This is a genomic window from Gluconobacter sp. Gdi, from assembly GCF_014132155.1.
In the GTDB taxonomy this organism is placed as follows: Bacteria; Pseudomonadota; Alphaproteobacteria; order Acetobacterales; family Acetobacteraceae; genus Gluconobacter.
The window spans coordinates 432,544-453,137 of record NZ_BLJQ01000001.1 but is presented as its reverse complement, the minus strand read 5'-3'; the positions used below and the strand labels follow the sequence as shown (position 1 = coordinate 453,137).

Sequence of the window (20,594 nt, the reverse complement as noted above, 5' to 3'; positions counted from 1 at the left end):
AGTTCTTAGAACTGCTGCCCAAAGCCAAAGCGCAGCGGGTAAAGACGATCGCCCTTCTCCTTACGCAGCGGTATGGCACCATCAATATTCACAAGGCCGAATGGGCTCTTCCAGGAGATACCGAGGCCCGTGGAAACACGCGGGATCATGGTGTCACCCGTGATCGGGGTGTATTCGTAGCCCGACTGGTCGCGGCGTGAGTAATCCGTATATTTCTGCTTTACGCGAACACTGGAAAGACTACCCGCGTCCACAAAGTAACGACCGGAAATTCCAAGATCGTCACCCATTGGCATCGGAAAGTTAAGCTGTGCAGAAGCCGTATACATGAAACGGCCACCCAACAGATCTTCCTGACCTGCCCGTGGGAGATAGGCGAGTGTCGGGCAAGATCCGCTCGAAGTCCGCTGTGCGGTGGTGCAGATATGCCCCGAACGCGGGCCAACACCACCCTGCAAGAAGCCTCGCAGGTTTTCACCACCCAGGTAGAAGTTATCGATGATGTTACGGCGCCCGGAGTCACTCCAGTCGCCCATGTAACCGACGCCACCCTTGAACTGAAGGGTCCAGTCGTGGCTACCTGTAAGCTGGTCGAGCGGCAGATAATATGCACCGTCAGCCTTGACGCGATAGTACTTCGCATCGCCGCCCAGACCAGCAAAATCACCACCGACTTTCATCATGTACCCGTCATGAGGGTTCATGCGTCGATCACGGCGATCATACGTCAGAGAGGTGCTGAGCTGCGAGAGGACGGACCAGCCGGCTGAGTCACGAACATACTTGGATGGAACCCATTCAATGTAATCCGGGTTCTCAGCCACGGTCTTCGCATCATAGAAGTTGCCAACCTGACGATCGACCAGCGTGTAGCTAAAGGACTGCGACAGATAGCGGTTATACGCATACCCCAGACGCAGGCTCATACCGTACTGGGATTCTTTATAGCTCTGATACGTCTGGTAGTTATTCTGGATGAAGTAGAAATCAGCGCCAGCAACCAGGTTACGGTTCAGGAAGTACGGATCCGTAATGGAGATGTCAGCCTGCTTCTCATAGTACGCAACCGTACCCGAGATACCGGCGTCGATACCCGTGCCAAGCATGTTGTGCTGCTTGATGGACGCATTACCCAGCACACCAACGTCTGTGGAGTAACCACCACCCAGTGAGAACTCACCAGTCGGCTTCTCGACCACGTTGGCAGACACGTTCACACGGTCAGGAGCGGAGCCCTGCGTCTGATCAACAGACACCGTGCTGAAATATCCGAGGTCCTGAAGGGCCAGCTTGGAATACTTCTTGTCAAACGGGGTATACGGGTCGCCCTCTGCCATGGGCAGATTGCGTCGGATCACATTATCCCGGGTGATCGTGTTGCCGTTGATGTCGATACGCTCGACATAAACATGCGGCCCTTCAGTCACATCGAACAGAAGGTCAACAATCCGCTTTTCCGGATTACGGGCAATTTCAGAGCGCACCATCGCAAACGGATGCCCCTGAGCCTGCAACCACTCCTGCATGTTCGTGGTGTTATGCTGGATGGCAGTTCCATCATAGATCTGATGCTTGAACAGCTCGATGTGCTTGCGCATCATTTCCGGCGTGACGCGACGCACCGTGGAACGAACGTCCATCTTGCCGATGCGATACTGCTCACCTTCATGGATGGTGAACGTCACGTAGAAAGACTTGTGATCGGGAGAAAGCTCGCCCGTCGCGTCGATCATGTGGAAATCGACAAATCCGTTGTGAAGGTAGAAGCGGCGCAGCAACTCTGCGTCATACTTGATACGCTCAGGATTATACTCATCAGAAGATGAGAAGAAGCGATACCAGGTGTTCTCTTTGGACGAAATCACCTGAGCCAGACGGGCTTCACTGAACGCATGATTGCCAACAAAGACGATCTTATGGATCAGCGTCTGCTGAGCCTCGTTGATCTTGAAGACAACATCCACGCGATTATGAGAAAGCTTGATGATCTGCGGCGTTACAGTCGCCCCGAAACGCGCCTTGCCCGCATACTGGTTCAGGATCTTCTGACGATCAGCAGCCGTGGTCTGTGAGGAAAACACTGCACGGGGACGAAGACTGATTTCCTTGCGGAGATCTTCATCCTTCAGGGCGTGATTCCCTTCAAAGACAATGCGATTGACGATCGGGTTCTCAACCAGATTCACCAGGAGAGTATTGCCCTCACGGTGAAGGGTAACGTCCTTGAAAAGGCCCGTTGCATAGAGCGTCTTCAGGGAGCGATCCAGATCGTCCTGGTTGAACGAGTCACCTGGCTGGGCAACCATGTACGACAGGACCGTGCTGGTCTCGATACGCGTGTTACCAGTGACCGAAATGGCCTGGATCACGTTGTTGCCTGAGGTTGCACCTGATGTCTGGTGCTGACGAGCAGAACGGGCCTCCGCCACACCGAGAGCGGTCGGGAGAAGACATGCAGATGCCAGCAGCATCAAGCGCATGTTCGGGGACCGGGAACCTCTTGACCGTGATCCTGACAAACCGGTTTTCCTTGTAACAGATTTTTTGCAGGCGCCTGACACGCTACGCCATTGGCGGAGGTATCCGAAAATCCCCCCACCATGCAAGATCTCCCTTCACTCACGAAGAGTTACCGGGCGTATCTCACATTAGCTTCCTGCGTGAAACATCCAGTGAAACAGACCCAGATTCGTGAGGTCATTCACTGTTGAAAAGAGGAAAAGCGCGCCGATAAGCGCCATTCCGACCTGCATGCTGACTTCCTGCACACGGCGTGAAACCGGGCGCCCCTTAATGGCTTCGACGGCATAAAAGATCAGTCGTCCACCATCGAGAACAGGGATCGGGAAGAGGTTGATCAGCCCCAGATTGATAGACAGAAGCGCCATGAAAGACACAATGCTGGCCATACCATAGCTGGCGACCTGTCCAGAGATCTGTGCGATTCGGATTGTTCCGCCCAGCTCCCGTGCACTGCGCTGCCCAGAAATGATCTGCCAGACGCCCTGCAACGTCCGCACTGACATGGTCCAGGTTTCCTGAACACCCATTATCGCCGCCTTGATCGGCGAAACCGGTTTCCCCGGAGAGGCCGCAAAACCAACGCCCAGAACACCAGTCGGATGGGCGCCAGCCTTTACGCTGCCAATTGTCACGGGCAACGTCAGATCCTGGCCATTCCGGCGCACTTCAAGTGTGGTCTCAGCGCCTGGTCGTGCCGATACCGTCCCCATGACATCTTCAGGACCGGAAATGGAAAGCGAGCCAATCCGGGTAATGACATCACCCGTTTTTACGCCCGCCTTCTCTGCGGCACTCCCTGCCACAACCTGGGAAATATCCCCGCGAAGCTGCGGCTTGCCCACCGTTGCGAACAACAGGGTAAACGCCACAATCGCAAACAGAAAATTGAAAACAGGTCCCATCACGATCACCAGCGCGCGGGAACCGACAGGCTTGTCATGAAAGGTACGCCCGGGAATCCAGGCCGCTTTCTGCTCATCCGTGGCATCGTCAGGGCCTTCAAACCCGTGCGGTTTGACATACCCACCAAGTGGAATTGCACTCAGCCGCCATTCAGTACCGGATTTGTCATGCCACCGGCGAAGAGCCGGCCCAAAACCGATGGAGAATGTCTCAACCTTTACCCCGCGCCACCGGGCAGCAAGGTAATGGCCCAGCTCGTGGATAAACACGAGAACGCCAAGAATCAGAACATAGGCAAGAATGGTACGCAGAAAATCATGCATGCAGGGCAGTCTCGCTTACTGTGTTCCGCAGTCGGCCGCTTTCGCGAAGAATATGCTCTTCTGCCAATGCCCGGCCGCGCGCATCCCATTCCAGGACTTCATCCAGCGTCGTCAGTTCAGGATTTTCCGTCATGGCCTGAAGAGCGCTATCGATGGTTTCACCAATACCAAGGAATCCTATCCGACGGTTCAGAAAAGCGTCCACGGCAACTTCGTTGGCTGCTGAGAAAACTGCGGGAGCAGCCCCTCCTGCCCTGAGAACCTGACGGGCAAGTCGCAGGGGAATAAAACGCGTCTCATCTGGGGCCTCGAAATCGAGGCGCCCGAAAGCTGTCAGATCCAGACGCTGGCATGGTGTTTCCATGCGGTCAGGCCACGCAAGTGTGTGAGCAATAGGGATACGCATGTCTGCTGACCCCATCTGCGCGACCAGACTGCCATCCCGGAACTGAACGAGCCCATGCACCACAGACTGAGGGTGCACCAAAACATCAATGCGGTCTTCTGTCAGACCAAACAGACGCGCCGCCTCAATAACCTCAAGACCCTTATTGGCCATGGAAGCCGAATCAATCGTGATTTTCGCACCCATCGTCCAGGTAGGATGCTTCAGCGCCTTTTCAAGCGTCGCATCACGCATCTCTTCCAGAGTGGACTGACGGAAGGGGCCACCTGAAGCTGTCAGCACGATCTTTTCGACCGTGCTCATGTCACAACCACCCAAGGCCTGGGCAATCGCATTATGCTCTGAGTCAACAGGAAGCAGCGTCGCACCAGCTTCGCCAACAACTCGAAGCATCACATCGCCCGCACAGACGAGAGCTTCCTTGTTGGCGAGCGCGATTGCATGACCATTACGCGCGGCAGCAAGTGTCGGCTCCAGACCGGCTGCGCCTGTGATGGCAGCCATGGTCCAGTCCGCTTCCATCGCACCGGCCTCGATAACGGCCTGACGCCCGGCTGCGGTGCGGATACCGCTCCCTGCCAACCGTGCTTTCAGATCGTCATGCAGGCTCTCATCGTGAATGACCGCAATTTCAGCGCGAAGTTCACGAGCCTGCTCCGCAAGAAGGGCAACATTACGCCCCCCGACCAGTGCCCGCACTTCAATATCGCCGCCCATCTGCTTGAGTAGATCGACCGTCGAAGTCCCGATGCTACCTGTACTGCCCAGAACGCTGATCCGCCGAGGCGTGGCCACAGAACCGTCAATCATGAGAAGATTCCCCCTGAGGAATGATACGATGCGCAGACCCGCCTATCAGATCCGCAGGAGTGGCAGACCAGAACACCTGCCCCGCAACTGCCAGTGACAAAAGCGCGGCAAGCGGTGCCGCAGCCAGTAGGCCATCAAAACGATCCAGCAGACCGCCATGACCTGGAATCAGACGGCCAGAATCCTTGACGTTCAGTCTACGCTTGGCCGCACTTTCAAGCAGATCACCACTCTGGGAGAAAACACCCAGAACCGCTCCCCACAGGAGACCACCACCCACAAAGCCCGCTCCAGACAGCCAGGCCACCATTCCCCCGGCAAAAGACGCACCGATCAGGCCGCCAATTGCGCCCGAGCGGGTTTTTCCGGGAGAGATTGAAGGGGCCAGTTTAGGGCCACCAAAGATGCGGCCTGTCAGATAAGCAAAACTGTCGCTAGCGATCACAACGCACAGCACGAACAGAACGCTCTCTAAACCATAGGGCAAATGTCGAAGCCAGAGGAGCGAGAGACCGCCCAGAATGGAGACGACAACAGGAATACAGGCTGGAATACCAAAAATGAGGCTTGGCCAAACCATCCAGAATGCGCCGCTCCATTCACCGCGAAGGGCCGCAACCCCTGACACCATCGGCCAGAGAAGAAGGAGGACGCCGCGCCAGGTGTGTAATGGCTGCTTGATGAGGGTAAGCCCTTCCCAAACCAGCCCGAACATGGCCAGCAGGATGAGAGCGTTATAGATCATGCCGCCTTGCCAGAGGCATCCCCCGGCAACGACAACGAGAATGACAGCTGACGTCAGACGCAGCTTCAGATCAGACCACCGGGAAGATCCGCTCATGCTGGTCGACCGCCAAAACGGCGCTGACGCCCGGCAAAATGCGAGAGAGCCTGAACGAACTCGGCTTCCCCGAAATCCGGCCACAGGACGTCCATGAACACCAGTTCCGCGTAAGCACTCTGCCAGAGCAGAAAGTTGGAGAGACGGCATTCTCCACTTGTCCGAATAACGAGATCCGGATCTGGCATATCGGACGTCTGAAGCGCCTGATCCAGACGTTCCTCAGTAATATCGGACGATGCCAATGTTCCACTGGCAACCTGATCCGCAAGACGTCGTGCCGCCTGAACAATATCGGCTCGCCCGCCATAGGACAGGGCGAGCGTCAGAGTCAGCGTCGTGTTGGAAGCAGTCTTTGCTTCCGCACGGCGCAATTCCTCGCGCAATGCTCCTTCGAACCGCTCAGGCTCTCCAATAACGCGCAAACGCACCCCTTGCTCATGCAATTCATTGAGCTTGTGGCGCAGATAGAAACGCAGGAGCGATGTCAGGTCACCGACTTCCTCAGCAGACCGCCGCCAGTTTTCCGAAGAGAAAGCGTAAAGCGTCAGATAGCGTACGCCCTGGCGAATGGCCGAACGAACGCAATCCTGCACAGCCTCGGCACCTTTCCGGTGCCCGGCTGCAACTGGCAGATTGCGCGAACGGGCCCAACGCCCATTCCCATCCATGATCATGGCGACATGGACGGGAACAGTGGCGCCTTCCCCCTCTCTTGATGAAAGAGAAGGTGTGCTGGCCTGAGGAAGAGATCCCATTGTCAACGAAGGTATCAGACCTGTTTGATCTCGCGTTCTTTCTCCGCGAGAATATCGTCAACTTTCTTGACGTACTGATCTGTCAGCTTCTGCACGGAATCCGTCCAGGACTTCATGTCGTCCTGACTGATGTCACCCTTCTTTTCGAGCGACTTCGTCTGTTCCATGCCGTCACGACGAACACCACGTACAGCGATCTTACCGTTTTCGGCGTAACGATTGGCTGCACGCGCCAGTTCGTTACGACGCTCTTCCGTCAGCACCGGAATGGGAACGCGGATCGTCTGACCGTCAGCAGCAGGGTTAAGACCCAGGCCACCATCACGGATGGCACGTTCCACTGCACCAACCAGCGTACGATCCCAGACGGAAACCGTCAGCATCCGGGCTTCCGGTACAGCGATAGATCCCACCTGAGAAAGCGGCACTTCGGAGCCATAGGCTTCAACCCGGATCGGCTCCAGCAGGTTCGGGCTGGCACGACCAGACCGCAGGCCAGAGAGGTCACGACGCAGACTCTCAATCGCACCATCCATACGGCGCGTGAGGTCAGCCATCAGGTCTTTCAGGTCAGCAGACATTAAGCTGTTCCTTTCTGAATCAACGTAAGTTCAGGAGAATATCCTGAAAGGTTCGTTAAAAATGAGGCGATCAGCCTGCTTCGATAACCCGTGTAAAGCGACCTTCGCCACGCACAACGGCTGCAAACGCGCCCGGAGCATGCATGTTGAAGACCACGATGGGCAATTTATTTTCACGAGCAAGACTGATTGCCGCAGCATCCATGACATTCAACTGACGTGCCAGAACATCCATGTACGTCAGCTGATCGTAACGCACGGCATCTGGATTACGACGTGGGTCATCGGAATAAATGCCGTCGACCTGCGTTCCCTTGAACACGGCGTCGCATTCCATTTCGTTAGCACGCAGGGCAGCAGCTGTATCCGTCGTGAAGTACGGGTTACCCGTTCCTGCGGCGAAAATGACAACGCGTCCCTTCTCCATGTGACGAACTGCCCGACGGCGGATATAGGGCTCAGCAATAGCGGCCATCTGGATAGCCGTCATAACGCGTGTCTCAAGCCCCTGACGTTCAAGACCGTTCTGGAGCATCAGTGCGTTGATGACCGTTGCCAGCATACCGGCATAGTCACCCTGCGCACGATCCATGCCACGTGCCGCCGCGGACAGGCCACGGAAAATGTTGCCACCACCGACAACGAGGCAGACCTGCACACCAGACGCCACAACTGCGGCGATATCGGCAGCAACCATGTCTACCATTTCTGGGTCCACTCCACCCGAACCCTTACCCATCAGGGCTTCGCCTGACACCTTGAGCAGAACACGTTTGTAGGAGGGGCTTTTGTCTCGTTGTTCGGTCATCGTGCCCGTCTCTTGCTGGATTTGTGGTGACTTTGCGCCTGTCATACAGACGCAGAGGGCTGGGAACAAGCGATGTCAGACACGAGGCTTCTTATGAAAAGCCCCGTTGACAGCGTTTCCACCCTGTTACTCTTCGAGGCCAATCGCCCTCAGGCGTGCCTTCTCTTCATCCCAGCCTGCTCGCTCCTTGACGTTCAGGAAAAGATGGCAGGTTCGCTCAAGCAGGCCCTGAAGCTCCATTCGCGCTCGTGCACCAATGGATTTGATTTTATGGCCGCCTTCGCCAATCAGGATCGCCTTATGACCAGGGCGTGACACGTAGATTGTAACTTCCACGCGCACTGATCCATCTGGACGCTCCTTGAAGCTCTCTGTCTCGACTGTCGCCTGATAGGGAATCTCTTCATGCGTCTGCATGAAGATCTGTTCGCGCACCAGCTCAGCCGCGAGAAGACGATCCGGAAGATCCGTCAAATCGTCTTCCGGATAGAGATACGGACCTTCCGGCAGTTCACGTGCTAGATGATCCATCAGGTCATCAACGCCGTCTCCGGAACGGGCGCTCAGCATAAACACATATTCAACGCTGATCAGGCTGCTGACATCCTTCGTCAGCGGCAGCAATTCTTCAGCGCCAACAAGATCCGTCTTGTTTAGAACAAGCCAGACCCTCTTGCCGCTACCCGCAAGCTTGCCAATGATCTCACGAACATCATCCCGTAAACCAGCCTTGGCGTCGATCAGGAGAAGCGTCAGATCCGCATCCTGGGATCCCGTCCAAGCCGCGTTGACCATGGCCCGGTCAAGCCGACGGCGCGGCTTGAAAATGCCAGGCAGATCCACAAGGATGATCTGAGCATTGTTGCGAACCACAATTCCCAGCGTGCGAAAGCGTGTCGTCTGAGCTTTAGGGCTCACAATCGACAGTTTGGCACCGGCAATCCGGTTCAGAAGTGTTGATTTTCCAGCATTCGGGGACCCGACAAGGGCCACGAAACCGCAGCGTGTGGTCATGTACCAATCCTTTTCCACATGCGCCTCACGACGCTACGTTCTGACCAAGACGTTTCAGAAGATCTATTGCCGCCGCACTTTCGGCCACTCTCTTACTGCCGGCTTCTCCATGCCCCGTCAGGCCAAATGCCTGAACGGCCACACGAAACACAGGCGCATGAGACGGCCCCTCTGCGGCGAGGAGTTCATATTTCGGGAGCGGCAGCCCTTTAGACAGGAGATATTCCTGCAACAGGGTCTTAGGCTCCTTGTGAGGCCGGGCATGACTGTCGATCCGCCCTTCCCACTGTTGACGGACAACACGCCGTGCAGGCTCCAGCCCGGCATCCAGATAAAGCGCACCCAGCAGAGCTTCCATGGCATCTGCCCGGATACTGGACAGGCGGCGAATACCGGCGGCCTCTTCATGCGGTGAAATCGTCAGAGCAGAGGATAAGTGGATATTATCCGCGATTTCAGCGAGAACAGGTCTGGAAACAAGATGGGCATGCCTCGGACCCAGCGCCCCTTCCTGCTCCAGCGGATAGTGTTCGAACAGCCACTCCGCCATCAGAAGGCCAAGCACCCGATCTCCAATGAATTCCAGTCGCTCGTTCGAGCCGGTTCCTCTAGGGCCCTGCATGCGTTTGCCACGACGAGGATCACGCCCACTGACCGCAGAACGATGCGTCAGAGCTTCCACGAGCAAATCCCGGTTCGCAAAGCGATGACCGAGCGCCTGCTCCATGGCTTCCATGGCCTCTTCCTGTGAAAGTTTCATGTGACAGGGTGCAGAAAACGGTTCCAGCGAATTTCGACCGGCCAGTACCAGAACTGCCAGGCAGGGTGCCGCAAATCCATGGAGAACAGAACAAGCGGCGCCCGCCCTACAAGGTTCTGCATCGGGACATAGCCGAGATCATCCGGACCATCGCCCTGAAAACGACTGTCAGCGCTATCGTCCCGGTCGTCACCCATCGCGAAGAAATAACCCTGTGGCACGACATATTCTGGCGTGTCGTTGGCAAAGCCTTCGTCCGTCAGCTTGAGAATATCATGCTCGACAGGTGGGCGCCCGGCACTCCCAGGCAGCGCTTCCCGATATCGGTCACCACTCAGCAGACGGTTATTTTCGTCAACAACTTCGTAATGCCCCAGGGACGTCCGCGGCACCTCAATTCCGTTAAGGAAGAGCTTTCCGCCCGTCATCTGGATGTGGTCACCCGGCAGCCCAACAATCCGCTTGATGTAATCAACGGAGGTGTTCTGGGTGAACCGGAAAACAGCCACATCGCCACGATGCGGCTCAGAGCCCATGATCCGTCCGTTAAAGAGATTGGGCGAAAACGGAAACGAAAACCGTGAATAGCCGTAGCTGGATTTCGATACCAGAACGAAATCACCGATCTGCAACGTCGGGATCATCGAGCCTGAGGGGATATTGAACGGCTCAAACACCAGAGAACGCACGGCGACGACAGCCAGCACCATAAGGGCAAGCCAGCGCACGCTCTCTCCCAGAGATTCTTCACGGGCCGCCGGCTTTGCACCAGCCTTCTCTGAACCCTTCACGGGGCTTTTCTCCTGAGTCATGGGACGCTCTTAACGCAGCTTGCCCGCAATGGCGAGCGCTTCAAACCCTAACAGACTGAATGATGACCTGCGCCAATGCAAAGGGAGGGTCATCCGTCAGGCTCACAAGGACGTCTGCCCGACATCCTGATGGCGTCAGACGCTCCAGGGCGAGCTGAGCTCCGCCGGAAAGAATGAGCCTTGGAGCGCCCTTTTTATCATTCAGAACCCCAATGTCCTGAAGTTGCACACCGTCAGCAACTCCCGTCCCCAAGGCTTTGACGCACGCTTCTTTGGCCGCCCAACGCTTGGCATAACTTCCCGTTCGCGCCGGACCAGACAGACGCTCAGCGTGACTACGCTCAGCTTCGGTAAATACCCGGTCAAGAAAGCGATCTCCAAACCGTTCAATGCTGCGTTCGATGCGGGAAATCATGCACAGGTCAGTTCCCATGCCAAGAATCACGCTGTCATCCCTTCGCGCGCTCTACCTGCATCACGCCCACGGCAGTCCGGAACGCGGCAATAAGTGACGAAAGATGCCTTAGGTCGCGAACTTCAAGATCAACCAAGATTTCCATGAAATCGAGCTGACGGTTCACGATCTTCAAATTGATGACGCTGCCATTATATTTGGCGGCCGTATTGGTCAGGGTCGCCAGAACTTCGGGCTCATTTGCCGCAATAACCGACAGGCGCGCCGTGTAAGGAACTGCATCCTTACGTCTTCCGAGCGCCTCATAATCCCAGTCCACCTCAATGAAGCGCTCTGGCGTATCTGCAAAACTCGACAGGTTCTGGCATCCACGACGATGGATCGTCACGCCCTTACTCTGCGCTATGATGCCAACAATCGGATCACCCGGCAGCGGACGGCAGCATCCGGCAAAACTCGTCGCAATCCCTGTGCCGATACCCTTGAGAATATTGGTGGACTGAACAACAGGCGCCGGACGCGCAGACGCGCTCCCCGCCCCCAGAAGAAGTGACTGACCAAAGCGCGGCGACAGACCCGGCACCATACGAGGCGCACGACCATTCTGCCGCAGATCCGGATATGCGGTATTGACCACATCCTTCGGACCCAACTGCCCGTTCCCGACAGCCACATAGAGATCTTCGATGGAACTCTGTCGAAGCTCCTTGAGGATTCCGTCAAGAACCTTTTCGGAGCCATCGACACCTTCCTGACGGAAGGCCTTGGCAATGGCTGCACGCCCATTGTCCAGATGTACCTGGCGCTGCTGCGCGGCCACAAAACGGCGCACGCGCGCACGGGCCTTGCCCGTAACAACAAACCGCTCCCATGACGGCGACGGTGTACCGCCACGAGCCGTCATGATCTCGACCTGATCACCGTTCTGGAGCTCATGACGCAACGGCAGAAGCCGCCCGTTTACCTTAGCTCCGACACAGGTATCGCCCACCTGACTATGCACGGCATAGGCAAAGTCGACAGGTGTCGCGCCCCGGGGAAGCGAGATCAACTGCCCTTTGGGCGTAAAGCAGAAAACCTGATCCTGATAGAGTTCAAGCTTGGTATTTTCCAGGAACTCATCCGGGGCTTGGCTGTCTTCCAGAATGTCCAGAAGATCCTGTACCCAACGCAGCTTTCGGCTACCGGCGCCAAAAGCCGAAGAGAGCGCTGCGGCTTCACGCTCGCTTGGCGTCGCATCTTCTTTATAGGCCCAATGCGAGGCCACGCCGTTTTCAGCGAGATCGTGCATTTCCGCCGTGCGGATCTGCACTTCAATCTTCTGATTACGCGGGTGACGGAGTGTCACCCCCGTATGCAGGCTCTGGTAACCGTTGGCCTTTGGGGTGGAAATATAATCTTTGAAGCGGCCCGCAATCATCGGATAGGCGCCATGAATGGCACCCAACGCCATGTAACAGGCATCACGAGTTGGAACGAGCAGACGGAATGCCATGATGTCTGAAAGCTGTTCGAACGCCACATTCCGTCGCTGCATCTTCTCCCAGATTGAAAAGGGAGATTTTTCGCGCCCGGTTACTTCGACCTTGTCGAGACCCGCTTCCGCACAAAGAGCAATCAGCTCCTTGCGAATATGTTCAATAATGTCTGCGCCCTGCCCGCGAAGGAAGTTCAGACGCGCACGGATCGTGGCGTCTGCTTCCGGCTCAAGCTGGGCGAAGGAAAGATTCTGAAGCTCCGTCTTGACCCGGTCCATACCAATGCGCTCAGCGAGCGGCGCATAGATATCCATGGTCTCACGGGCAATACGCTGCCGCCGGTCCAGGCGCTGCACATAATGCAGCGTCCGCATGTTGTGCAGACGATCGGCGAGCTTAACGATCAACACGCGGATATCGCGTGACATGGCCAGGACAAGCTTACGGAAGTTTTCCGCCTGCTTCGTCCGGTCAGACTGCAGCTCAAGCCGCGTCAGCTTCGTCACACCATCGACGAGGGATGCAACGTCTTCGCCAAATCGGTTTTTCAGAGAGGCACAGGAAACGCCTGTATCTTCAACCGTATCATGCAGCAGCCCCACAATGATGGACGTCGTGTCCATCCGGAAACCTGCCAGAATATTGGCAACAGCAATTGGGTGAGTGATGTAGGCGTCGCCGTTATCCCGCCGCTGCTCGTTATGAGCATCGGCTGCCAGATCATAGGCAGCCTCAACGCGGGACAGATCAGCAGTCGGATCGTAACTTTCGATCCGACGGAGCAGCCCGCTGATGGACGGCTTGAAGTCTCCCGTCGCGACAGCGGTACGCTCAACAGGAGGAGATGCGTCAGGCATGAAGCATACCCCCCTCAGTCAGGATAAAGCAGAGAAAATCAGCGGCGGCCCCGGCCACCCAGCTCTGCCTCAATGGCAGCAGCTTCATCAGCGGACATGTTGTCTGCCATATGAGCATGCTCTTCTTCAGCCGAAACATCCTGCAGACCAAAAATGTTCTGGTCCGTCGGGATAATGTCCATGACTTCTTCGTCTACAGGCTCCGGCTCCGGAGCACGGGCGAGCGAACGGATGATGCCGTCACGCAGGCTACCAAGGTTCAGCTTGTCTTCAGCGATCTCACGAAGTGCAACGACCGGGTTCTTGTCGTTGTCACGATCGAGCAGCATCTCTTCGCCACGGGAGAGTGCGCGGGCACGCTGGGCAGCCAGCAGAACCAGCTCGAAACGGTTTGGAACCTTCTCGATGCAATCTTCGACGGTTACACGCGCCATGCGACTGGCCCCCTTCGGGTAAAACTATAGAAAATGAATACAGAAGAGGCTGGCATTAGCATGCTGTTCATGCCAATGCAACGCAGCCCCGCTTTTCTGCCATAATCCTGACCAAACTTAAACGCTGGCTGAATCGTTTCATGTTCTATCGTTGGGGCCTGTCTCTGTCAGGCGAGACAACACATTTTACAACCAGGAATATCATATGATTTTGCGTCAAAACGAACGCACCGCTCTCTTCATCGATGGCGCGAGCCTTCATCACGCCGCACGCAACCTTGGATTTGAAGTAGATTTTCGTAGCCTTCGCAGTCTGTTTGAAAGCCAGAGCCAGTTTCAGCGCGCCTTCTACTATGCCGCCATGCCTGAGACGGACGACTATTCTCCACTTCGCCCACTGACAGACTGGCTGGCCTACAACGGCTACCACCTTGTGTTGAAAAATGCCCGAGAGTTTACGGATCATTCAGGAAGACGCCGTATCAAGGGAAATATGGATGTCGAACTCACCGTAGATCTGCTTGAGCAGTCCTCCAGACTGGATCACGCCGTCATCATTAGCGGCGACTCGGATCTGCGTCGTGCTGTTGAGGCCGCACAGAGCCGTGGCGTACGCGTGACTGTCATTTCTTCCATGCGCTCGACCCCGCCCATGATCGGCGATGACCTGCGCAGACAGGCTGACCGTTTCGTGGAGTTGGCTGACATTGCTCCGTCATTCACACGGCGCCAGTCAGAAACGAGACCGCGTCAGGCTCCTCCGGTTCGTCATCCAGCAGACATCAATAGTGACGAGAGCAGCGATACATGACGCCCCAGGCTTCTTCCGGTTCAACACCATCAGACGGTCACTCACCTGTTCGTTCAGTGGTCCAGCCATCCTTGTCCCCAAAGGAAGGACTTGGGCCTCTTACCGCTGAGCTGTTGATTGTCTGTCTCGATCCGGAAAAAGCCACCAAGACCCTTATACCGTTTCTGGAAGCACAGGGAATTTGTTTCACTGACGACAATCGTGATCCGCTTCTCATTCAGGCGCGGATCACACCCGTTACCCGCCACCTTCCGCCTGAGCAGGTTCCCCTCCCCACCGACATGGAGTTCTGTAGTGCCGCGCTATGCGAGGAATTGCAGGACATGAGTGGACTACGCCTCGTATTGGTTCTGGGCATCAGCGCTCATATCGCCGTTCTTGGAGCCTGTGGCATTCCCCTGACACGGCTCGATTTCCGGCCCGGCGAAATTACACGTTTGCCAGACGGGCTCCTGCTTGCCGATGCATGTCACCCCCTCTCTGAAAAGGCCGACCCCGATCTTCTAACTCAGCGTAAAAATGCTTTGATAAAGCTTATCCCGCAGATCAGGAGCGCCTTGCGCCCGAGTGCATGAACACGCGCCTGCCAGCGCTCACAAGCGCTGGCACTCTTGTCATCAGCACTAGCCCCATTACCGTCAGATAAAAGGCAGTCGTGCTGTTCAGCGTTTTGAACGAGAGAAAGAAATGTATGCCTGCCAGAACGGCAGCGACATAGACCAGTCGATGCAACCGCTTCCAGTTTCGCTTGAGCCATCGCATCGAAATGCGGTTTGATGTCACGGCGAGCGGCAAAAGCAACACCAGCGCCACCATTCCCAAAATAATGAATGGCCGCCGCGTTACATCTCGCCAGAAAATCGAAATATCAAACTGAAGATCCAGCGCGAGATAAGAGGCCAGATGCATTACAGCGTAGAAAAACGCTAACAATCCGGTCAATCGCCTGAACCTTAGCAGATTGATCCCGATAATTTTCTGGATCGGAGCGAGCGCAAGGCAGATCAGCAGGAACCGGAAAGCCCAAAGACCTAAGCTGCGCTCAAAGACATTGACTGGATCAGCACCAAGCTCTCCGTTTTGTCCCTGCCAGACCAGCCAGGCAGCCGGAATGAGACCCAGGGGATAAAGCACGACGTGCCAGTATCTCCGTAAAAAAGCAGTGCTTTTCCCTGATACTCTAGAAGCTTTCATGCAGGTTCATGCCTTTATAGAGACTGGCGACCTGCTCGGCATAGCCGTTGAACATCAGTGTTGGCTGACGCTTCGTGCCAAAGAGCGTCTTGGAGCCGATGACACGCTCACTCGCCTGGCTCCACCGCGGGTGGTCAACCTGCGGATTGACGTTGGCGTAAAAGCCATACTCGTTTGGCGCCAGCCGGTTCCATGTCGTCGGAGGCTGCCGGTCCAACAGACGGATACGCTGGATGGATTTAATTCCCTTGAAACCATATTTCCACGGCACAACAAGCCGGATGGGAGCACCGTTCTGGTTGGGAAGGCTTTCGCCATAAATACCGACGGCCAGCAATGTGAGCGGGTTCATGGCCTCATCCAGCCTCAAGCCCTCAACATAGGGCCACGAAATTCCTGAAAATGTACTGCTCTGCCCCGGCATTTCAGAGGGCCTGACAACACTTTCAAAAGCAACATAGCGAGCAGCGCTATCCGGCTCAGCCAATGCCAGAAGCTTCGCCAGCGGAATGCCATCCCACGGGATAACCATGGACCACGCTTCGACACAGCGCATGCGGTAAATGCGCTCTTCAATGTCGGAAGATTTCAACAGTGCTCCAACATCAATGTGTTGAGGCTTTTTTACCATCCCTGAGATTTCGAGTGTCCACGGCAGTGGGTGGAAATCACCTGCATGAGAAACAGGATCATCCTTCTCCATCCCGAATTCATAAAAATTATTGTACCCGGTTACGAATTCTTCCGGCGTGGGCGTGAGGCCGCCCGAATAAGGGCCAGGATGTGCTTTTAGAGCGTCCGCTTCAGCCGTCCCGGCGAGAGCAGCCATGAGACTCATGGCACTCCCCCCCAACATTCCCCGGCGAGAAAGATAAACCTTTTTTGGGGTGATCTCCGATGGTGCAGGACATGGATAGCGAAAAATCGCCATGATCAATTTCCGATCTGAATGAAACTCTGGCAGCCATAGTGCGTGAACTGAAGCAACGCATCGTAAGGAGCCGGTTTGCATGCCCGATATGAAAATCGGTTTTATCGGCTACGGCGCCATGGCCCAGCGGATGGGCGCCAATCTCCGCCGTGCCGGATATTCCGTTGTGGCCTTTGCGCCCTCCGGCGGCAAAGACGAGACGGAGATGCTTCCCTCCCCGCGTGCCATTGCCGAGGCTGCCGACGTCATCATCCTTTGCGTTCCCAATGATGCCGCTGAGAATCAGTCCCTTCAGGGGGAAAACGGAATGCTCGCGGGCATATCTGCTGGAAAACTGGTGCTTGACACATCAACCGTGTCTCCGGAACAGGCTCTGGCTCTCGCCAAACTCGCTGCCGAAAACGGGTTTGTCGTTCTGGACGCCCCGATGTCCGGCAGTACACCCGAAGCAGAAACCGGCGATCTGGTCATGCTGGTCGGTGGGGATGCCGAGACTGTCGAACGCGCCAAGCCGATTCTGGACGTCGTTGGAAAGCTGACAATCCACGCCGGGCCTGCTGGCTCTGCCGCGCGGCTTAAACTCGTCGTGAATGGCGTCATGGGTGCCACGCTCAACGTCATTGCCGAAGGTGTAAGCTACGGCCTGAAAGCGGGGATCGACCGCGATGTCCTGTTCGATACACTCCAGCAGGTCGCCGTTGTCAGCCCCCATCACAAGCGCAAACTGAAAATGGGTCAGGACAAGTCCTTCCCATCCCAGTTCCCGACGCGTCTGATGTCCAAGGACATGGGCCTTCTGATTGATGCGGGACGTAAAGTGGGTGCCTTCATGCCTGCCATGGCCATAGCCGATCAGGCTCTGGGCCTTTCCAACCGCCAGCACGCTGACGAGGACTACTCAGCTCTCATCGGCGCGATGGAACACAGCGTTGCCAACACGCCTCATAAATGAGATCGATTATGACAGTGGTCACCCCTCATCCCTGAGGGAGTGACTTCTTCATTTTGCCAAGGAGTAACATCATGGCCTTCGAACTGCCCTCACTGCCCTACGCCGCCAACGCGCTCGCAGGCGCTGGCATGTGCCAGGAGACCCTGGAACTTCACCACGGCAAGCATCATCAGGCCTATGTCACAGCCCTGAACGGCTTCGTCGAAAGCAAGCCGGAACTGGCTGGCAAGTCCCTTGAAGAGATCATCGCGTTCTCTCATGGCAAGTCTGACATTGCCCCGGTTTTCAACAATGCCGGCCAGCACTGGAACCATATCCTGTTCTGGAAGAACCTGTCCCCGACGGGTGGCAAGCTGCCGACATCGCTTGAAAAGAAGATCACGGAAGACTTCGGCTCCGTGGATGCTTTCAAGACCGCATTCAAGCAGGCTGCCACAACGCAGTTCGGCTCTGGCTGGGCCTGGCTCGTGCTCGACAAGTCCGGCAAGCTGGCCGTGACGAAGACGGCCAATGGCTCCAACCCGCTCGCCGAAGGCCGGGGCAAGGCCCTTCTCGGCCTCGACGTCTGGGAGCACGCCTACTACCTCGACTTCCGCAACCGCCGTCCGGATTACATCACCAACTATCTGGACAAGTTGGCGAATTATGAGTTCGCAGAAGCTGAACTGAAGTCTGCCTGAATCTTTCAGACAGTCTGAAGACGGAAAACGCCCCGACCGGTCTCCCGGCGGGGCGTTTTTCTTGGCGCGCTACGACCCGATCAGGAGTCGTTTGCAGCCTTGTCGCGAGACACGATGTTCGTGATCGTGGTGCGAACGATCTTCACACGGACGCCCTGAGCGATTTCGACATCAACTTCGTCGCTACCGTCACGGGTTGCCTGCACGATGCCAACGATACCTCCGGCCGTCACAACCTTGTCACCACGGCGCAGACCACCCTGCTCTTCACGGAGCTTGCGCTGACGCTGCTGCTGCGGACGGATCAGCAGGAAGTAGAAAACAACGAAGATGAAAATCATCGGGGCGAACTGAAGCACCGTCGGGTTCGCGAGGAGCCCGCCGCCATCGGCGGCCTGTGCGGAAGAAATGAACAGACTGCTCATGGAATATTGGTCCAGTCTTGAGTGAAACGTGCGGGGACCATATCGTCCGGAGTTTCCCCGTCAAGGACGGGCGCTTCCTTCATCACTGGCACAAAGCGAATTCCATGACCGATCACGCCCTGCTCAACGTCCTTGAACGTATTGCAGACAGCCTCGAACGCATGAGCCCCAAACCGCCAAGTGCTGATATTCTGAAGCACCATGATGCCTTTATCTGGCAGGCCGCGATGGGAACGCTTGCTCCAGTTGAGAAGGTTTCCGGCGTTACCCTTTCACTGCTTCGGGGGATTGAGCGACAGATTTCACAGGTCATGACGAACACACGTCATTTCGCAGAAGGCTTCACGGCCAATAACGTGATGCTCTGGGGCGCTCGCGGCATGGGCAAATCCTCGCTGGTGAAGGCTGCGATTGCCACAGTGAACGCCGAGCAGCGCGCCAAGGGACAGCCGACGCTCGCGCTCATCGAAATCCAGCGTGACGAGCTTTCCACCCTGCCGAAACTTCTGGCCGTTCTTCGCACAACCGATCGCCGCTGCATCCTCTTCTGCGATGATCTGTCGTTCGAAAGCCAGGACGCCGACTACAAGTCTCTCAAATCCGTTCTGGATGGCGGTATCGGCGGACGTCCGGACAATGTTCTGGTCTATGCAACCTCGAACCGCCGCCATCTTATGCCGCGTGACATGATCGAGAACGAAACCGGAAGCGCCATTAATCCATCGGAGGCTATTGAAGAAAAAGTCTCCCTGTCAGACCGTTTTGGTCTCTGGATCGGCCTGTATGGTGCCAGCCAGGACGAATATCTGGATATCGTTCAGACCTATGCCGCAGCCCGCAAGCTTCCCGTTTCGCCAGAAGACCTTCGCCGCAAAGCGCTTCAGTGGGCTCTCACGCGTGGCAGTCGTTCTGGACGTGTCGCGGCGCAGTTCATTGATGACCTGAGCGCAGACCTCGGCATTCCAAACTCATGAAACGCCGTTCTTTTCTCGCAGGGGCCACCTGCGCCTTCACTACGTTCCCACACATTGCGTCAGCAGAACCCCGCGAGCAGGAGCAATCCGGATGGTGGGCACTGGATCTGGAAACGAACAGAACACTCGGTGAAAACCCAGACATGCACCTGCCCATGTGCTCGACATTCAAATGGCTGCTGACTGCCGCCACCTTGTCACGAACGGACTATGGCCGTGAACACCTGGGTCGAGAAATTGCCTTCAGCCGCAAGGATCTCATTGCCGCGTCCCCGGCGGTCAAAGACGCTCTCGCGGCTTCAAAAACAGCGCACGCCAGTCTGTCTGTTGGAGAGCTTTGCGCTGCAACGGTTTCACTGAGCGACAGCACCGCCGCAAACCTCCTTCTGAAGAGGCTTGGCGGCCCGGCGGCCCTCACACACTGGCTGCGCGATCATCATGACCCAGTGACAAGAGTGGATCGTTATGAAACGGCGCTGAACCGTGTTCCGATGGGGGATCTGCGAGACACCACCACGCCACGCGCCATGGTCTCGAACCTTCAGAACACGCTCTATGGCAATAATTTGAGTTCGGCCTCTCAGGCTCAGCTTCTCAAATGGCTCCTGGCCACCACAACCGGTCCAAAACGTATGCCTGCCGGATTGAGAGAAGGATGGCGCATCGGTCACAAGACCGGAACATGGACGGTTAAGCCCGGCTACAATCCAGCTGTGGAACGGGCAGCGTCCGGCGATGTGGCGATCCTGCTTCCTCCTACAGGCAAGCCCGTTCTCGTAGCCGCCTATGCAGCAGGATATTCCATTCCTCAATCAGAGAAAGAGGGCTGGTTTGCCGATATCGCTCATCGTGCAACAGACCCCAACTGGCTACGGCGGCATTAAAAAAGCTGGGAGATCTGTGT

The 20,594-nt window shown here is 56.3% G+C and carries 22 protein-coding genes; 6 read left to right on the top strand and 16 right to left on the bottom strand.

Features of this window, described 5'->3' with window-relative positions; genetic code table 11:
• Positions 1-5 precede the first annotated feature (5 nt).
• From bamA to rpoZ, 13 genes are all read right to left on the bottom strand, one after another.
• The gene (bamA, locus tag JN414_RS02035) at positions 6-2,480 is read right to left on the bottom strand and encodes an outer membrane protein assembly factor BamA (protein ID WP_202206473.1); all 2,475 of its coding nucleotides are present in this window, start codon (positions 2,478-2,480) and stop codon (positions 6-8) included.
• 168 nt (positions 2,481-2,648) lie between these two features.
• Positions 2,649-3,749: an RIP metalloprotease RseP gene (rseP, locus tag JN414_RS02030; RefSeq protein WP_202206472.1), complete on the bottom strand. Its 1,101-nt coding sequence runs from the start codon at positions 3,747-3,749 to the stop codon at positions 2,649-2,651.
• A complete protein-coding gene (gene dxr, locus JN414_RS02025; RefSeq protein ID WP_202206471.1) occupies positions 3,742-4,965 on the bottom strand; it encodes a 1-deoxy-D-xylulose-5-phosphate reductoisomerase in 1,224 nt (407 codons plus the stop codon). Before dxr ends, rseP begins: the two co-directional genes overlap by 8 nt.
• Complete coding sequence (locus JN414_RS02020) at positions 4,958-5,806, bottom strand: phosphatidate cytidylyltransferase (RefSeq protein ID WP_086634457.1); 849 nt, start codon at positions 5,804-5,806, stop codon at positions 4,958-4,960. Before JN414_RS02020 ends, dxr begins: the two co-directional genes overlap by 8 nt.
• Positions 5,803-6,483 (bottom strand): polyprenyl diphosphate synthase, encoded by a 681-nt coding sequence (gene uppS / locus JN414_RS02015; RefSeq protein WP_237389858.1) that lies wholly within the window; start codon positions 6,481-6,483, stop codon positions 5,803-5,805. The genes JN414_RS02020 and uppS overlap by 4 nt, the downstream gene beginning before the upstream one ends.
• Before the next feature lie 95 nt (positions 6,484-6,578).
• Complete coding sequence (gene frr / locus JN414_RS02010) at positions 6,579-7,145, bottom strand: ribosome recycling factor (RefSeq protein ID WP_046899786.1); 567 nt, start codon at positions 7,143-7,145, stop codon at positions 6,579-6,581.
• 70 nt (positions 7,146-7,215) lie between these two features.
• A complete protein-coding gene (gene pyrH, locus JN414_RS02005) occupies positions 7,216-7,953 on the bottom strand; it encodes a UMP kinase (RefSeq protein ID WP_046899787.1) in 738 nt (245 codons plus the stop codon).
• Positions 7,954-8,079: 126 nt separating this feature from the next.
• Positions 8,080-8,967 (bottom strand): GTPase Era, encoded by an 888-nt coding sequence (gene era, locus JN414_RS02000; RefSeq protein ID WP_046899788.1) that lies wholly within the window; start codon positions 8,965-8,967, stop codon positions 8,080-8,082.
• A 25-nt stretch (positions 8,968-8,992) separates the two neighbouring features.
• Positions 8,993-9,727 carry a ribonuclease III gene (rnc, locus tag JN414_RS01995; RefSeq protein ID WP_202206470.1) on the bottom strand — a complete coding sequence of 245 codons (735 nt, stop codon included), beginning with the start codon at positions 9,725-9,727 and terminating at the stop codon, positions 8,993-8,995.
• On the bottom strand, positions 9,724-10,518 hold the full coding sequence (gene lepB / locus JN414_RS01990) for a signal peptidase I (protein WP_083956265.1): 795 nt from the start codon (positions 10,516-10,518) through the stop codon (positions 9,724-9,726). Before lepB ends, rnc begins: the two co-directional genes overlap by 4 nt.
• Positions 10,519-10,579: 61 nt before the next feature.
• Positions 10,580-10,984: a holo-ACP synthase gene (acpS, locus tag JN414_RS01985; protein WP_202206469.1), complete on the bottom strand. Its 405-nt coding sequence runs from the start codon at positions 10,982-10,984 to the stop codon at positions 10,580-10,582.
• Positions 10,985-10,988: 4 nt separating this feature from the next.
• Positions 10,989-13,289 carry a bifunctional (p)ppGpp synthetase/guanosine-3',5'-bis(diphosphate) 3'-pyrophosphohydrolase gene (locus tag JN414_RS01980; RefSeq protein WP_202206468.1) on the bottom strand — a complete coding sequence of 767 codons (2,301 nt, stop codon included), beginning with the start codon at positions 13,287-13,289 and terminating at the stop codon, positions 10,989-10,991.
• A gap of 38 nt (positions 13,290-13,327) precedes the next feature.
• On the bottom strand, positions 13,328-13,723 hold the full coding sequence (rpoZ, locus tag JN414_RS01975) for a DNA-directed RNA polymerase subunit omega (protein ID WP_202206467.1): 396 nt from the start codon (positions 13,721-13,723) through the stop codon (positions 13,328-13,330).
• 205 nt (positions 13,724-13,928) lie between these two features.
• Between rpoZ and JN414_RS01970 the strand changes: the two genes are divergently transcribed.
• Together JN414_RS01970 and JN414_RS01965 are read left to right on the top strand one after the other, a co-directional pair.
• The gene (locus tag JN414_RS01970) at positions 13,929-14,534 is read left to right on the top strand and encodes an NYN domain-containing protein (protein ID WP_046899794.1); all 606 of its coding nucleotides are present in this window, start codon (positions 13,929-13,931) and stop codon (positions 14,532-14,534) included.
• Positions 14,531-15,109 carry a hypothetical protein gene (locus JN414_RS01965; RefSeq protein WP_202206466.1) on the top strand — a complete coding sequence of 193 codons (579 nt, stop codon included), beginning with the start codon at positions 14,531-14,533 and terminating at the stop codon, positions 15,107-15,109. Before JN414_RS01970 ends, JN414_RS01965 begins: the two co-directional genes overlap by 4 nt.
• Here the strand turns inward: JN414_RS01965 and msrQ are convergent.
• Together msrQ and msrP are read right to left on the bottom strand one after the other, a co-directional pair.
• The gene (gene msrQ / locus JN414_RS01960) at positions 15,081-15,728 is read right to left on the bottom strand and encodes a protein-methionine-sulfoxide reductase heme-binding subunit MsrQ (RefSeq protein ID WP_202206465.1); all 648 of its coding nucleotides are present in this window, start codon (positions 15,726-15,728) and stop codon (positions 15,081-15,083) included. The genes JN414_RS01965 and msrQ overlap by 29 nt on opposite strands.
• Positions 15,715-16,659, bottom strand: a complete 945-nt coding sequence (msrP, locus tag JN414_RS01955; RefSeq protein WP_202206464.1) for a protein-methionine-sulfoxide reductase catalytic subunit MsrP — start codon at positions 16,657-16,659, stop codon at positions 15,715-15,717. The genes msrQ and msrP overlap by 14 nt, the downstream gene beginning before the upstream one ends.
• A 79-nt stretch (positions 16,660-16,738) precedes the next feature.
• On the opposite strand from msrP, the gene JN414_RS01950 reads away from it, so the two are divergent.
• Together JN414_RS01950 and JN414_RS01945 are read left to right on the top strand one after the other, a co-directional pair.
• A complete protein-coding gene (locus JN414_RS01950; protein ID WP_202206463.1) occupies positions 16,739-17,611 on the top strand; it encodes an NAD(P)-dependent oxidoreductase in 873 nt (290 codons plus the stop codon).
• Between the two features lie 71 nt (positions 17,612-17,682).
• Positions 17,683-18,291 (top strand): superoxide dismutase, encoded by a 609-nt coding sequence (locus JN414_RS01945; RefSeq protein WP_202206462.1) that lies wholly within the window; start codon positions 17,683-17,685, stop codon positions 18,289-18,291.
• Positions 18,292-18,371: 80 nt separating this feature from the next.
• Here JN414_RS01945 and yajC read toward each other — a convergent pair whose 3' ends face one another.
• Positions 18,372-18,716 (bottom strand): preprotein translocase subunit YajC, encoded by a 345-nt coding sequence (gene yajC / locus JN414_RS01940; protein WP_086634449.1) that lies wholly within the window; start codon positions 18,714-18,716, stop codon positions 18,372-18,374.
• 17 nt (positions 18,717-18,733) lie between these two features.
• Here yajC and JN414_RS01935 point away from each other — a divergent pair, with 17 nt between their 5' ends.
• Together JN414_RS01935 and bla are read left to right on the top strand one after the other, a co-directional pair.
• Positions 18,734-19,690, top strand: coding sequence for an ATP-binding protein (locus JN414_RS01935; protein ID WP_202206461.1), 957 nt, complete (start codon positions 18,734-18,736; stop codon positions 19,688-19,690).
• Entirely contained in the window at positions 19,687-20,574 is an 888-nt protein-coding gene (gene bla / locus JN414_RS01930; RefSeq protein ID WP_202206460.1) for a class A beta-lactamase, read from the top strand. The genes JN414_RS01935 and bla overlap by 4 nt, the downstream gene beginning before the upstream one ends.
• Positions 20,575-20,594: the final 20 nt, after the last annotated feature.

Bases quoted from the DNA above. Each gene is read 5' to 3' on its own strand.
- bla (WP_202206460.1), top strand. From the start codon at position 19,687: ATGAAACGCCGTTCTTTTCTCGCAGGGGCCACCTGCGCCTTCACTACG.
- era (WP_046899788.1), bottom strand. From the start codon at position 8,967: ATGACCACACGCTGCGGTTTCGTGGCCCTTGTCGGGTCCCCGAATGCT.
- JN414_RS02020 (WP_086634457.1), bottom strand. From the start codon at position 5,806: ATGAGCGGATCTTCCCGGTGGTCTGATCTGAAGCTGCGTCTGACGTCA.
- JN414_RS01950 (WP_202206463.1), top strand. From the start codon at position 16,739: ATGCCCGATATGAAAATCGGTTTTATCGGCTACGGCGCCATGGCCCAG.
- yajC (WP_086634449.1), bottom strand. From the start codon at position 18,716: ATGAGCAGTCTGTTCATTTCTTCCGCACAGGCCGCCGATGGCGGCGGG.
- JN414_RS01945 (WP_202206462.1), top strand. From the start codon at position 17,683: ATGGCCTTCGAACTGCCCTCACTGCCCTACGCCGCCAACGCGCTCGCA.
- dxr (WP_202206471.1), bottom strand. From the start codon at position 4,965: ATGATTGACGGTTCTGTGGCCACGCCTCGGCGGATCAGCGTTCTGGGC.
- JN414_RS01965 (WP_202206466.1), top strand. From the start codon at position 14,531: ATGACGCCCCAGGCTTCTTCCGGTTCAACACCATCAGACGGTCACTCA.
- rpoZ (WP_202206467.1), bottom strand. From the start codon at position 13,723: ATGGCGCGTGTAACCGTCGAAGATTGCATCGAGAAGGTTCCAAACCGT.
- msrP (WP_202206464.1), bottom strand. From the start codon at position 16,659: ATGGCGATTTTTCGCTATCCATGTCCTGCACCATCGGAGATCACCCCA.
- rseP (WP_202206472.1), bottom strand. From the start codon at position 3,749: ATGCATGATTTTCTGCGTACCATTCTTGCCTATGTTCTGATTCTTGGC.
- pyrH (WP_046899787.1), bottom strand. From the start codon at position 7,953: ATGACCGAACAACGAGACAAAAGCCCCTCCTACAAACGTGTTCTGCTC.
- uppS (WP_237389858.1), bottom strand. From the start codon at position 6,483: ATGATCATGGATGGGAATGGGCGTTGGGCCCGTTCGCGCAATCTGCCA.
- rnc (WP_202206470.1), bottom strand. From the start codon at position 9,727: ATGAAACTTTCACAGGAAGAGGCCATGGAAGCCATGGAGCAGGCGCTC.
- JN414_RS01980 (WP_202206468.1), bottom strand. From the start codon at position 13,289: ATGCCTGACGCATCTCCTCCTGTTGAGCGTACCGCTGTCGCGACGGGA.
- msrQ (WP_202206465.1), bottom strand. From the start codon at position 15,728: ATGAAAGCTTCTAGAGTATCAGGGAAAAGCACTGCTTTTTTACGGAGA.
- bamA (WP_202206473.1), bottom strand. From the start codon at position 2,480: ATGCGCTTGATGCTGCTGGCATCTGCATGTCTTCTCCCGACCGCTCTC.
- JN414_RS01970 (WP_046899794.1), top strand. From the start codon at position 13,929: ATGATTTTGCGTCAAAACGAACGCACCGCTCTCTTCATCGATGGCGCG.
- frr (WP_046899786.1), bottom strand. From the start codon at position 7,145: ATGTCTGCTGACCTGAAAGACCTGATGGCTGACCTCACGCGCCGTATG.